Genomic DNA, 12,990 nt, shown 5'->3' with positions numbered 1-12,990 from the left:
CTATTGTGCATTCGAAACTTACTCTATGTGCGACTTACAGAGGTATTGAATGAAACGTGCAGTGATTACTGGCCTGGGCATTGTTTCCAGCATCGGTAATAACCAGCAGGAAGTCCTGGCATCTCTGCGTGAAGGACGTTCAGGGATCACTTTCTCTCAGGAGCTGAAGGATTCCGGCATGCGTAGCCACGTCTGGGGCAACGTAAAACTGGATACCACTGGCCTCATTGACCGCAAAGTTGTGCGCTTTATGAGCGACGCATCCATTTATGCATTCCTTTCTATGGAGCAGGCAATTGCAGATGCTGGCCTCTCCCCGGAAGCTTATCAGAATAACCCGCGCGTTGGCCTGATTGCAGGTTCTGGCGGCGGTTCCCCGCGTTTCCAGGTGTTCGGCGCTGACGCTATGCGTAGCCCGCGCGGCCTGAAAGCGGTTGGCCCGTATGTGGTCACCAAAGCGATGGCATCTGGCGTTTCTGCCTGCCTCGCCACGCCGTTTAAAATTCACGGCGTTAACTACTCCATCAGCTCCGCGTGTGCGACTTCCGCACACTGTATCGGTAACGCAGTAGAGCAGATCCAACTGGGCAAACAGGACATTGTGTTTGCTGGCGGCGGCGAAGAGCTGTGCTGGGAAATGGCTTGCGAATTCGACGCGATGGGCGCGCTGTCTACTAAATACAACGACACCCCAGAAAAAGCCTCCCGTACTTACGACGCTCACCGCGACGGTTTCGTTATCGCTGGCGGCGGCGGTATGGTGGTGGTTGAAGAGCTGGAACACGCGCTGGCGCGTGGGGCTCACATCTATGCTGAAATCGTTGGTTACGGCGCAACGTCTGATGGTGCAGACATGGTTGCTCCGTCTGGCGAAGGCGCAGTTCGCTGCATGCAGATGGCGATGCACGGTGTTGATACGCCAATCGACTACCTGAACTCTCACGGTACTTCAACTCCGGTTGGCGACGTGAAAGAGCTGGCGGCTATCCGTGAAGTATTCGGTGATAAGAGCCCGGCGATTTCTGCAACCAAAGCAATGACCGGTCACTCTCTGGGCGCTGCGGGTGTGCAGGAAGCTATCTACTCTCTGCTGATGCTGGAACACGGCTTTATCGCACCGAGCATCAACATTGAAGAGCTGGACGAGCAGGCTGCGGGTCTGAACATTGTGACCGAAACGACCGATCGCGAACTGACTACCGTTATGTCTAACAGCTTCGGCTTCGGTGGCACCAACGCCACGCTGGTAATGCGTAAGCTGAAAGATTAATTCGGAGTAGGTCGGATAAGACGCGTCAGCGTCGCATCCGACGATACGCGCCAGTGCCGCCTCCGGCACTAAAGAAAAAGGGAACCCGATGGTTCCCTTTTTCACATCATTGACAATCGCCGCCTGTTCCAGGCAAACTTCCCGCTTTGTCGATTTCCTTCTGAAAAGACGTACGCGTTAAATCCTGCCAACGCGTACCGTAACCCTGAAACCAGAGAGATGAGACGGGGAAATTCCTCGCCTTGCGCTGCATTCTGGAGTAATGCATGACTGCTGTAAGCCAAACCGAAACACGATCTTCTGCCAATTTTTCGCTTTTCCGCATCGCTTTTGCGGTTTTTCTCACCTACATGACCGTAGGGTTACCATTGCCGGTTATCCCGCTGTTTGTTCATCATGAGCTGGGCTATGGCAACACCATGGTCGGGATTGCCGTCGGCATTCAGTTTTTGGCTACGGTGCTGACGCGTGGCTATGCCGGGCGACTGGCCGATCAATATGGTGCAAAACGTTCGGCGCTTCAGGGGATGTTAGCTTGTGGTCTGGCGGGGGGCGCACTGCTGTTGGCGGCGATTTTGCCCGTCTCCGCACCGTTCAAATTTGCTCTGTTGGTCGTCGGACGTTTGATTCTTGGCTTTGGTGAAAGCCAGTTACTGACGGGGGCTCTGACCTGGGGATTGGGCATCGTTGGGCCAAAACATTCCGGCAAAGTGATGTCATGGAACGGAATGGCTATTTACGGTGCCCTCGCTGTTGGTGCACCGCTTGGCCTGTTGATTCATAGCCATTACGGTTTTGCTGCACTGGCGCTCACCACAATGGCATTACCCATACTGGCGTGGGCCTGTAACGGCACAGTGCGCAAAGTACCGGCCCTGGCGGGAGAACGTCCATCGCTGTGGAGCGTTGTCGGGCTTATCTGGAAACCAGGGTTAGGTCTGGCGCTACAAGGCGTGGGTTTTGCGGTTATCGGAACTTTCGTTTCGCTCTACTTTGCCAGCAAAGGATGGGCGATGGCGGGCTTTACTCTTACCGCGTTTGGCGGGGCATTTGTCGTGATGCGCGTAATGTTTGGCTGGATGCCGGACCGTTTTGGCGGTGTGAAAGTGGCGATTGTTTCTCTGCTTGTAGAAACTGTGGGCTTGTTGCTGCTCTGGCAAGCCCCAGGGGCGTGGGTCGCATTAGCGGGCGCGGCGTTAACCGGAGCTGGATGTTCGCTTATCTTTCCTGCGCTGGGCGTGGAGGTGGTTAAACGCGTCCCCTCACAAGTTCGCGGCACCGCACTGGGCGGTTACGCCGCGTTTCAGGATATCGCCCTCGGCGTCTCCGGGCCGCTGGCGGGAATGCTGGCGACCACGTTTGGTTACTCTTCGGTATTTCTTGCCGGGGCGATCTCTGCGGTGCTGGGAATTATTGTCACGATACTGTCGTTTCGTCGGGGTTAACGAACCAGCCAGACCAGCATCAGGATAATCGCGACTAATAGTATCCACAGCGCGGGACGCGTTGCCATGTTTTGCAACGTGTCCATCATCGGTGGAAAAGGATTAAGCAGCGGTTGCATATCACGCGGATCAATCCCTTTAACCCGCCGTTGATAAAGCTGATTAAGGATATCCTCAGCCTGGGCTGAAGAAAGCGATGATTGTGCAGAAAGGCCATATTTTTGCTGGATATATGCCGATAACGCCGCCAGTTCACTGGCATCTAAAGGTTGTTTCAGCGCCATCTGTAGTGATTCCAGCGTCGGCGTATTTTGCTGGCTTAGCGTCTGACGCGCCTGCAGCCAGGTCACCAGATGGTTAAACAGTTTCGCTGGAATTAACTCACCATCTTTCACCCCGGAAAGTTCCAGCATCGATTGCCAGATCTGCTTGCTGGGTTCTCCCGTTGCCGCCGCAAGTTTGGTAACCAGCTGTTTGAGCGTATTGTGCTCCGCCGGTAATAACGGACGGTCGGTCGCCTCGCGCTGCTGCGGTTGCGGGATAACCATCTTCCCTTCCTGCAACAGGGTGAGAATGGTTTTTAATTGCTCCGGTGAGAGCTGATTCAGTGGCGTCTGACCAAAGTTATGACGAATATAATCCGTGACCGCCTGACGATTATTCCCCAGACGTAAATACTCACCCAATTGGGCTAAAAGCTGGCGGGCAGAATGGCTTTTTTGCGCGGTCAGCAAACGTTGCGCCAGATTATGCTCTGCGGCGGGAAAGTGACGCGAAAGCAGCGGCGAATCTCCCGACAGGCCAATATCATGCCTGATACCCGCCCACAGTTCTGCTCTTTGCTGTTGCGTCAGCGAAGTCACTTTCGTCATTAAGCTTTCCAGCGAAGTACGTTGCTGACTGGATAAAGGCTGATTGCCCGCGCCAGACGGCAGGTTATCTCCCTGACCTGGTGGTTGCCCAGGAGGAGGGCCGGAAATAGGTTGTATCATTACGTATCCTTATACCTGAAATCATCGCAAGTATGCCTGGCCGCGAGATTATGGCACACTTGTCCGGTTAACTCTCGTCTCATACAGGTAACACAAACGTGAAAATCCTTGTTGATGAAAATATGCCTTATGCCCGCGACTTATTTAGCCGTTTGGGTGAGGTGACTGCGGTTCCGGGGCGTCCAATCCCAGTAGCTCAACTGGCAGACGCGGATGCGCTGATGGTGCGTTCGGTCACGAAAGTGAATGAATCTTTGCTGGCAGGAAAACCCATTAAATTTGTTGGCACAGCCACAGCGGGAACCGACCATGTCGATGAAGCATGGTTAAAGCAGGCGGGAATTGGTTTTTCCGCAGCACCTGGCTGTAATGCGATTGCGGTGGTGGAATATGTTTTCTCCTCACTGCTGATGCTTGCTGAACGCGATGGATTTTCACTGCATGAGCGTACCGTGGGGATCGTGGGCGTTGGTAACGTTGGTCGGCGTTTACAGGCGCGACTGGAAGCGCTGGGGATCAAAACCTTGCTTTGCGATCCGCCGCGTGCCGATCGTGGGGATGAGGGCGATTTCCGTTCGCTGGATGAATTAGTCCAGCATGCGGATATCCTGACATTCCATACGCCACTCTTTAAAGACGGACCGTACAAAACGCTGCATCTGGCGGACGAAAAACTGATTCGTAACCTGAAGCCGGGAGCGATCTTGATTAACGCCTGCCGTGGCGCAGTCGTCGATAATACTGCCCTGTTGACCTGTCTGAATGAAGGTCAGAAGTTAAGCGTAGTGCTGGATGTCTGGGAAGGCGAACCGGAACTCAACGTAGAATTGCTGAAAAAAGTGGATATCGGCACGCCGCATATTGCGGGCTACACCCTCGAAGGTAAAGCCCGTGGCACGACGCAAGTGTTTGAAGCGTATAGCAAGTTTATTGGGCGTGAGCAACACGTTGCGCTTGATACGTTGCTACCCGCGCCAGAGTTTGGCCGTATTACACTGCATGGTCCGCTCGATCAACCGACGCTGAAAAGGCTGGTGCATTTGGTGTATGATGTGCGCCGCGATGACGCACCGCTGCGTAAAGTCGCCGGGATACCGGGTGAGTTCGATAAACTGCGCAAAAACTATCTTGAGCGCCGTGAATGGTCATCTCTGTATGTGATTTGTGATGACGCCAGTGCGGCATCATTGCTGTGTAAACTGGGTTTTAACGCCGTTCATCATCCGGCACGTTAATCTCTTCTTCATGCTCTCTGCTGTAACATTGGCAGAGAGCTTTGCTATTTCTGGAGTAAACCACCATGTCTGAAGGCTGGAACATTGCCGTCCTGGGCGCAACTGGCGCTGTGGGCGAAGCCCTGCTTGAAACGCTGGCTGAACGTCAGTTCCCGGTTGGGGAAATTTATGCACTGGCACGTAACGAAAGCGCAGGCGAACAACTGCGCTTTGGTGGTAAGACAATCACCGTGCAGGATGCCGCTGAATTCGACTGGACGCAGGCGCAACTGGCGTTTTTTGTCGCAGGCAAAGAAGCTACCGCTGCCTGGGTTGAAGAAGCGACCAACTCAGGTTGCCTGGTGATCGACAGCAGCGGATTGTTTGCTCTCGAACCTGACGTACCGCTGGTGGTGCCGGAAGTTAACCCGTTTGTACTGACCGATTACCGCAACCGAAATGTCATCGCCGTACCGGACAGCCTGACCAGCCAGCTGTTGGCAGCACTGAAACCGTTAATCGATCAGGGCGGTTTGTCACGTATCAGCGTCACCAGCCTGATTTCTGCCTCCGCCCAGGGTAAAAAAGCGGTCGATGCGTTAGCAGGGCAGAGCGCGAAACTGCTGAACGGTATTCCGATTGACGAAGAAGATTTCTTCGGTCGTCAGCTGGCGTTCAATATGCTGCCGTTACTGCCGGATAGCGAAGGTAGCGTGCGTGAAGAACGTCGTATCGTTGACGAAGTACGCAAAATTCTGCAAGACGAAGGGCTGATGATTTCGGCAAGTGTTGTTCAGGCACCGGTATTTTACGGTCATGCTCAGATGGTCAACTTTGAAGCTCTGCGTCCGCTGGCGGCAGAAGAAGCGCGTGATGCGTTTGCCCAGGGCGAAGATATTGTGCTCTCTGAAGAGAACGAATTCCCGACGCAGGTGGGGGATGCTTCTGGTACGCCGCATCTTTCCGTTGGCTGCGTACGCAATGACTACGGTATGCCGGAGCAAGTCCAGTTCTGGTCAGTGGCCGATAATGTTCGCTTTGGCGGCGCGCTGATGGCAGTAAAAATCGCCGAGAAACTGGTGCAGGAGTATCTGTACTAATGTCCGACCAGCAACAACCGCCAGTTTACAAAATTGCGCTGGGCATTGAGTACGACGGCAGTAAGTATTACGGCTGGCAACGGCAGAACGAAGTACGCAGTGTGCAGGAGAAACTGGAAAAGGCACTCTCTCAGGTGGCGAACGAACCGATCACCGTCTTTTGTGCCGGGCGTACCGACGCAGGCGTACACGGTACAGGGCAGGTTGTGCATTTCGAAACTACCGCGCAGCGTAAAGACGCTGCGTGGACGTTGGGCGTAAATGCGAATTTACCTGGTGACATCGCCGTGCGTTGGGTTAAAGCTGTACCTGATGATTTTCATGCCCGATTTAGCGCCACGGCTCGCCGTTATCGCTACATCATCTACAATCATCGGCTGCGTCCGGCAGTGCTGAGTAAAGGGGTAACCCATTTTTACGAACCGCTGGACGCTGAACGGATGCATCGGGCCGCGCAATGCCTGCTGGGCGAGAATGATTTCACCTCGTTCCGTGCGGTGCAGTGCCAGTCCCGAACCCCGTGGCGCAATGTTATGCATATTAACGTCACGCGTCACGGTCCTTATGTGGTGGTAGATATCAAAGCAAATGCCTTTGTACATCATATGGTGAGGAATATTGTCGGCAGCCTGATGGAAGTCGGTGCCAACAACCAGCCGGAGAGCTGGATAGCAGAACTGCTGGCAGCAAAGGACAGAACGCTGGCGGCAGCAACGGCAAAAGCGGAAGGGCTGTATCTGGTTGCGGTGGATTACCCTGACCGGTTTGATCTTCCAAAACCGCCAATGGGCCCGCTATTTCTGGCGGACTAACGAGAATAAAGCTCGGAAAATTTCAGGCTGTAGCCAACGTAGTTACGGCCTGAGAGATAACGAGTACAAGGCATAGGCAAATATGGACCTGATTTATTTCCTCATCGATTTTATCCTGCACATTGACGTGCATCTGGCAGAACTGGTCGCAGAGTACGGCGTCTGGGTTTATGCCATCCTGTTTTTGATTTTGTTCTGTGAAACCGGTCTGGTGGTAACGCCGTTCTTACCGGGAGATTCGCTGCTGTTTGTTGCAGGGGCACTGGCCTCGCTTGAAACCAACGATCTCAATGTTCATATGATGGTGGTACTGATGTTAATTGCCGCGATTGTTGGTGATGCGGTCAACTACACCATAGGACGGTTGTTCGGTGAGAAATTATTCAGTAATCCGAACTCGAAAATTTTTCGTCGTAGCTATCTCGACAAAACTCATCAGTTTTATGAAAAACACGGCGGCAAAACCATTATTCTCGCCCGTTTTGTGCCAATCGTCAGAACGTTTGCCCCCTTTGTCGCAGGGATGGGCCACATGTCGTACCGTCATTTCGCTGCCTATAACGTGATCGGCGCACTGTTGTGGGTACTGCTTTTTACCTACGCAGGCTATTTCTTCGGTACAATTCCGATGGTTCAGGATAACCTTAAGCTGCTGATCGTCGGGATTATTGTGGTTTCCATTTTGCCGGGCGTTATCGAAATTATCCGTCACAAACGCGCTGCGGCACGCGCCGCAAAATAAAAAGTAACTCCGCGGTTCGACCACTTTTTTATCCAAAGTTTCGGGCTGTTATGTTTTAATGTGCAACATTCATGGTCTGTTGGGGGCAAAAATGGCATTATGCGTCCCCAAAGATAAAACTGGCATCGAACCAGGTTCAGACAGAAAGGTCCCTAATGAGCTGGATTGAACGAATTAAAAGCAACATTACTCCCACCCGCAAGGCGAGCATTCCTGAAGGTGTGTGGACTAAGTGTGATAGCTGCGGTCAGGTATTATACCGCGCTGAGCTGGAACGTAATCTTGAGGTCTGTCCGAAGTGTGACCATCACATGCGTATGACAGCGCGTAATCGCCTGCATAGCCTGTTAGATGAAGGAAGCCTTGTGGAGCTGGGTAGCGAGCTTGAGCCGAAAGATGTGCTGAAGTTTCGTGACTCCAAGAAGTATAAAGACCGTCTGGCATCTGCGCAGAAAGAAACCGGCGAAAAAGATGCGCTGGTGGTGATGAAAGGCACCCTGTATGGAATGCCGGTTGTCGCTGCGGCATTCGAGTTCGCCTTTATGGGCGGTTCCATGGGGTCTGTGGTAGGTGCACGTTTCGTACGTGCCGTTGAGCAGGCGCTGGAAGATAACTGCCCGCTGATCTGCTTCTCCGCCTCTGGTGGCGCACGTATGCAGGAAGCACTGATGTCGCTGATGCAGATGGCGAAAACCTCTGCGGCACTGGCAAAAATGCAGGAGCGCGGCTTGCCGTACATCTCCGTGCTGACCGACCCGACCATGGGCGGTGTTTCTGCAAGTTTCGCCATGCTGGGCGATCTCAATATTGCTGAACCGAAAGCGTTAATCGGCTTTGCCGGTCCGCGTGTTATCGAACAGACCGTTCGCGAAAAACTGCCGCCAGGATTCCAGCGCAGTGAATTCCTGATCGAGAAAGGTGCGATTGACATGATCGTCCGTCGTCCGGAAATGCGCCTGAAACTGGCGAGTATTCTGGCGAAGTTGATGAATTTGCCAGCGCCGAATCCTGAAGCGCCGCGTGAAGGCGTAGTGGTGCCACCGGTACCGGATCAGGAACCTGAGGCCTGATAACTGATAAGGGCAGGGCCACTGGCTCTGCCCTTTTGCTATTCTCACCGTAACGAATCAGCGGATACCATGATTATCAAACGCACTCCTCAAGCCGCGTCGCCTCTGGCTTCGTGGCTTTCTTATCTGGAAAACCTGCACAGTAAAACTATCGATCTTGGCCTTGAGCGCGTAAGCCAGGTCGCGGCACGTCTTGGCGTTCTGAAACCAGCGCCATTTGTGTTTACCGTTGCGGGTACGAATGGCAAAGGCACCACCTGCCGTACGCTGGAGTCGATTCTGATGGCGGCAGGGTACAGAGTGGGCGTCTACAGTTCGCCGCATCTGGTGCGTTATACCGAGCGCGTACGTGTGCAGGGCCAGGAATTGCCGGAATCGGCCCACACAGCCTCTTTTGCGGAGATTGAATCGGCACGCGGTGATATTTCCCTGACCTATTTCGAGTACGGTACGCTGTCGGCGTTGTGGCTGTTCAAACAGGCACAACTTGACGTGGTGATTCTGGAAGTAGGGCTGGGCGGACGTCTGGATGCAACCAATATTGTCGATGCTGATGTTGCGGTGGTGACCAGCATTGCGCTGGATCATACCGACTGGTTGGGGCCAGATCGCGAAAGCATTGGTCGTGAGAAAGCAGGGATTTTCCGCAATGAAAAACCGGCAATTGTCGGAGAGCCGGAAATGCCTTCTACCATTGCTGATGTGGCGCAGGAAAAAGGTGCACTGTTACAACGTCGGGGCGTTGAGTGGAACTATTCCGTCAGCGATCATGACTGGACGTTTAGCGATGCTCACGGCACGCTGGAAAATCTGCCGTTGCCGCTTGTCCCGCAACCGAATGCCGCAACGGCGCTGGCGGCACTGCGTGCCAGCGGGCTGGAGGTCAGTGAAAATGCCATTCGCGACGGGATTGCCAGCGCAATTTTGCCGGGACGTTTCCAGATTGTGAGCGAGTCGCCACGCGTTATTTTTGATGTCGCGCATAATCCACATGCGGCGGAATATCTCACCGGGCGTATGAAAGCGCTACCGAAAAACGGGCGCGTGCTGGCGGTTATCGGTATGCTACATGATAAAGATATTGCCGGAACTCTGGCCTGGTTGAAAAGCGTGGTTGATGACTGGTATTGTGCGCCACTGGAAGGGCCGCGCGGTGCCACGGCAGAACAACTGCTTGAGCATTTGGGTAACGGCAAATCATTTGATAGCGTGGCGCAGGCATGGGATGCCGCAATGGCGGACGCTAAAGCGGAAGATACCGTGCTGGTGTGTGGTTCGTTCCACACGGTCGCACATGTCATGGAAGTGATTGACGCGAGGAGAAGCGGTGGCAAGTAAGTTTCAGAATCGGTTAGTGGGTACGATCGTGCTGGTGGCGCTGGGGGTGATTGTACTTCCAGGGTTGCTGGACGGGCAGAAAAAACATTATCAGGATGAGTTCGCGGCTATCCCGCTGGTGCCAAAAGCGGGCGATCGCGATGAGCCTGATATGATGCCAGCCGCCACCCAGGCGCTGCCGACGCAGCCGCCGGAAGGCGCAGCGGAAGAGGTGCGGGCAGGTGATGCCGCCGCGCCGTCGCTCGATCCGGCCACTATTGCAGCCAATAACACCGAGTTTGAACCGGAACCTGCACCGGTCGCTCCACCGAAGCCGAAACCGGTGGAACCGCCTAAACCGAAGGTTGAAGCAGCACCTGCGCCGAAGCCAGAACCGAAGCCGGTCGTGGAAGAAAAAGCCGCCCCGACGGGTAAAGCGTATGTCGTCCAGCTGGGCGCGCTGAAAAATGCCGATAAAGTGAATGAGATTGTCGGTAAGCTGCGCGGTGCCGGTTATCGGGTTTATACGTCGCCATCCACGCCGGTGCAGGGTAAAATTACCCGTATTCTGGTTGGGCCAGATGCCTCGAAAGATAAGCTGAAAGGTTCGCTGGGTGAACTCAAGCAGCTTTCTGGCTTAAGTGGCGTGGTGATGGGCTATACACCGAATTAATACGGTTTTGCCTGATGCGACGAGGTCTGTGCAGGAGTAGAACCGTAGGTCGGATAAGGCGTTCACGCCGCATCCGACAATGATTGCCCGATGCCGCAAAGGCATGAAAAGTCGATGGCGTTGAATATATTTTCAGCGCCATTTTTATTGATGCGCGGGAAGGAAATCCCTACGCAAACGTTTTCTTTTTCTGTTAGAATGCGCCCCGAACAGGATGACAGGGCGTAAAATCGTGGGACACATATGGTCTGGATTGATTACGCCATAATCGCGGTGATTGCTTTTTCCTCTCTGGTTAGCCTGATCCGCGGCTTTGTTCGTGAAACGTTATCGCTGGTGACATGGGGTTGTGCTTTCTTTGTCGCCAGTCATTACTACACTTACCTGTCAGTCTGGTTTACGGGCTTTGAAGACGAACTGGTTCGAAATGGGATTGCCATCGCGGTACTGTTTATCGCGACACTGATCGTTGGCGCTATCGTGAACTTCGTGATAGGTCAGTTGGTTGAGAAAACCCACCTGACGGGCACCGACCGGGTGCTGGGCGTCTGTTTCGGTGCGTTGCGCGGTGTGTTGATTGTTGCTGCCATTCTCTTCTTTCTCGACTCCTTTACCGGGGTGTCGAAAAGCGAAGACTGGAGCAAATCACAGCTGATCCCGCAGTTCAGTTTTATCATCAGATGGTTTTTTGATTATCTGCAAAGCTCGTCAAGTTTCTTGCCCAGAGCGTAAGTGCTCTGAGATGTGGCTTAACGAGGAAAAAGACGTATGTGCGGTATTGTCGGTATCGCCGGTGTTATGCCGGTTAACCAGTCGATTTATGATGCCTTAACGGTGCTTCAGCATCGCGGTCAGGATGCCGCCGGCATCATCACCATTGATGCCAATAACTGCTTCCGTTTGCGTAAAGCGAACGGGCTGGTGAGCGATGTCTTCGAAGCTCGCCATATGCAGCGTTTGCAGGGCAATATGGGCATTGGTCATGTGCGTTACCCCACGGCTGGTAGCTCCAGCGCCTCTGAAGCGCAGCCGTTTTACGTTAACTCCCCGTATGGCATCACGCTTGCCCACAACGGCAATCTGACCAACGCTCATGAGTTGCGTAAAAAACTGTTTGAAGAAAAACGCCGCCACATCAACACCACTTCCGACTCGGAAATTCTGCTTAATATCTTCGCCAGCGAGCTGGACAACTTCCGCCACTACCCGCTGGAAGCCGACAACATCTTCGCCGCCATCGCCGCTACAAACCGCTTAATCCGCGGCGCGTATGCCTGTGTGGCGATGATTATCGGCCACGGTATGGTGGCTTTCCGCGATCCTAACGGTATTCGTCCGCTGGTACTGGGGAAACGTGATATCGACGACAATCGCACAGAATATATGGTCGCTTCCGAAAGCGTTGCGCTCGATACCCTGGGCTTTGAGTTCCTGCGTGATGTCGCCCCAGGCGAGGCGATTTACATCACTGAAGAAGGGCAGCTGTTTACCCGTCAGTGCGCTGACAACCCGGTCAGCAATCCGTGCCTGTTCGAGTATGTTTACTTTGCCCGTCCGGACTCGTTCATCGACAAAATTTCCGTTTACAGCGCACGTGTGAATATGGGCACCAAGCTGGGCGAGAAAATTGCTCGTGAATGGGAAGATCTGGATATCGACGTGGTGATCCCCATTCCGGAAACCTCGTGTGATATCGCGCTGGAAATCGCCCGTATTCTGGGTAAACCGTATCGTCAGGGCTTTGTGAAAAACCGCTACGTTGGTCGCACGTTTATCATGCCGGGTCAGCAGCTGCGTCGTAAGTCCGTGCGCCGTAAACTGAACGCCAACCGCGCTGAATTCCGTGATAAAAACGTCCTGCTGGTCGATGACTCCATCGTCCGTGGCACCACTTCTGAGCAGATTATCGAGATGGCACGCGAAGCCGGAGCGAAGAAAGTGTATCTCGCCTCAGCGGCACCGGAAATTCGCTTCCCGAACGTTTACGGTATCGATATGCCGAGCGCCACGGAACTGATCGCTCACGGTCGCGAAGTAGATGAAATTCGCCAGATCATCGGTGCTGACGGGTTGATTTTCCAGGACCTCAACGATTTGATCGAAGCCGTTCGCGCTGAAAACCCGGATATCCAGCAGTTTGAATGCTCGGTGTTCAACGGCGTCTACGTCACCAAAGATGTTGATCAGGGCTACCTCGATTTTCTCGATACTTTACGTAATGACGACGCCAAAGCAGTGCAACGTCAGAACGAAGTGGAAAATCTCGAAATGCATAACGAAGGATGATGCCTTCGCTCAGGGTGCCGGTCTGGCACCCTGACTTGCAACTCCCGCCGAAATCCTGCAAAGTCTGCC

Annotated in this window: 12 protein-coding genes; 11 read left to right on the top strand and 1 reads right to left on the bottom strand. The window is 53.7% G+C overall.

Annotated elements, in window-relative coordinates; genetic code table 11:
• The first annotated feature begins 49 nt into the window (after window positions 1-49).
• Both fabB and QUE34_RS13845 read left to right on the top strand, forming a co-directional pair.
• Window positions 50-1,270, top strand: coding sequence for a beta-ketoacyl-ACP synthase I (gene fabB / locus QUE34_RS13850; protein ID WP_000817187.1), 1,221 nt, complete (start codon window positions 50-52; stop codon window positions 1,268-1,270).
• 266 nt (window positions 1,271-1,536) lie between these two features.
• Window positions 1,537-2,715, top strand: coding sequence for an arabinose transporter (locus QUE34_RS13845; RefSeq protein ID WP_032184713.1), 1,179 nt, complete (start codon window positions 1,537-1,539; stop codon window positions 2,713-2,715).
• Here QUE34_RS13845 and flk read toward each other — a convergent pair.
• Window positions 2,712-3,707, bottom strand: coding sequence for a flagella biosynthesis regulator Flk (gene flk, locus QUE34_RS13840; RefSeq protein WP_000615830.1), 996 nt, complete (start codon window positions 3,705-3,707; stop codon window positions 2,712-2,714). The two genes, QUE34_RS13845 and flk, sit on opposite strands and share 4 nt — an antisense overlap.
• Before the next feature lie 98 nt (window positions 3,708-3,805).
• Between flk and pdxB the strand changes: the two genes are divergently transcribed.
• From pdxB to purF, 9 genes are all read left to right on the top strand, one after another.
• Window positions 3,806-4,942, top strand: a complete 1,137-nt coding sequence (gene pdxB / locus QUE34_RS13835) for a 4-phosphoerythronate dehydrogenase PdxB (protein WP_000699133.1) — start codon at window positions 3,806-3,808, stop codon at window positions 4,940-4,942.
• 65 nt (window positions 4,943-5,007) lie between these two features.
• A complete protein-coding gene (locus QUE34_RS13830) occupies window positions 5,008-6,021 on the top strand; it encodes an aspartate-semialdehyde dehydrogenase (protein WP_001289165.1) in 1,014 nt (337 codons plus the stop codon).
• Complete coding sequence (gene truA, locus QUE34_RS13825) at window positions 6,021-6,833, top strand: tRNA pseudouridine(38-40) synthase TruA (protein WP_001283592.1); 813 nt, start codon at window positions 6,021-6,023, stop codon at window positions 6,831-6,833. The genes QUE34_RS13830 and truA overlap by 1 nt, the downstream gene beginning before the upstream one ends.
• Before the next feature lie 82 nt (window positions 6,834-6,915).
• Window positions 6,916-7,575: a DedA family protein gene (locus QUE34_RS13820; RefSeq protein WP_000364335.1), complete on the top strand. Its 660-nt coding sequence runs from the start codon at window positions 6,916-6,918 to the stop codon at window positions 7,573-7,575.
• A gap of 155 nt (window positions 7,576-7,730) precedes the next feature.
• Window positions 7,731-8,645 (top strand): acetyl-CoA carboxylase, carboxyltransferase subunit beta, encoded by a 915-nt coding sequence (gene accD, locus QUE34_RS13815; RefSeq protein ID WP_000118404.1) that lies wholly within the window; start codon window positions 7,731-7,733, stop codon window positions 8,643-8,645.
• A gap of 69 nt (window positions 8,646-8,714) precedes the next feature.
• Window positions 8,715-9,983: a bifunctional tetrahydrofolate synthase/dihydrofolate synthase gene (gene folC, locus QUE34_RS13810; RefSeq protein ID WP_032303449.1), complete on the top strand. Its 1,269-nt coding sequence runs from the start codon at window positions 8,715-8,717 to the stop codon at window positions 9,981-9,983.
• Window positions 9,973-10,635, top strand: coding sequence for a cell division protein DedD (gene dedD / locus QUE34_RS13805; protein WP_000146990.1), 663 nt, complete (start codon window positions 9,973-9,975; stop codon window positions 10,633-10,635). The genes folC and dedD overlap by 11 nt, the downstream gene beginning before the upstream one ends.
• A gap of 243 nt (window positions 10,636-10,878) precedes the next feature.
• On the top strand, window positions 10,879-11,367 hold the full coding sequence (cvpA, locus tag QUE34_RS13800) for a colicin V production protein (protein ID WP_032184707.1): 489 nt from the start codon (window positions 10,879-10,881) through the stop codon (window positions 11,365-11,367).
• A 36-nt stretch (window positions 11,368-11,403) separates the two neighbouring features.
• The gene (gene purF / locus QUE34_RS13795; RefSeq protein WP_000334213.1) at window positions 11,404-12,921 is read left to right on the top strand and encodes an amidophosphoribosyltransferase; all 1,518 of its coding nucleotides are present in this window, start codon (window positions 11,404-11,406) and stop codon (window positions 12,919-12,921) included.
• Window positions 12,922-12,990 lie beyond the last annotated feature (69 nt).

Origin of the sequence: Escherichia sp. KS167_9B (genome assembly GCF_030295215.1) — a bacterium.
Classification (GTDB): domain Bacteria; phylum Pseudomonadota; class Gammaproteobacteria; order Enterobacterales; family Enterobacteriaceae; genus Escherichia; species Escherichia coli_F.
The sequence above is the reverse complement of the archived record's forward strand: the minus strand, read 5'-3'. Positions and strand labels throughout refer to the sequence as shown.

Coding starts and splice junctions, on each gene's coding strand:
- cvpA (WP_032184707.1), top strand. CDS start 10,879: ATGGTCTGGATTGATTACGCCATAATCGCGGTGATTGCTTTTTCCTCT.
- accD (WP_000118404.1), top strand. CDS start 7,731: ATGAGCTGGATTGAACGAATTAAAAGCAACATTACTCCCACCCGCAAG.
- fabB (WP_000817187.1), top strand. CDS start 50: ATGAAACGTGCAGTGATTACTGGCCTGGGCATTGTTTCCAGCATCGGT.
- purF (WP_000334213.1), top strand. CDS start 11,404: ATGTGCGGTATTGTCGGTATCGCCGGTGTTATGCCGGTTAACCAGTCG.
- folC (WP_032303449.1), top strand. CDS start 8,715: ATGATTATCAAACGCACTCCTCAAGCCGCGTCGCCTCTGGCTTCGTGG.
- flk (WP_000615830.1), bottom strand. CDS start 3,707: ATGATACAACCTATTTCCGGCCCTCCTCCTGGGCAACCACCAGGTCAG.
- truA (WP_001283592.1), top strand. CDS start 6,021: ATGTCCGACCAGCAACAACCGCCAGTTTACAAAATTGCGCTGGGCATT.
- QUE34_RS13820 (WP_000364335.1), top strand. CDS start 6,916: ATGGACCTGATTTATTTCCTCATCGATTTTATCCTGCACATTGACGTG.
- QUE34_RS13845 (WP_032184713.1), top strand. CDS start 1,537: ATGACTGCTGTAAGCCAAACCGAAACACGATCTTCTGCCAATTTTTCG.
- QUE34_RS13830 (WP_001289165.1), top strand. CDS start 5,008: ATGTCTGAAGGCTGGAACATTGCCGTCCTGGGCGCAACTGGCGCTGTG.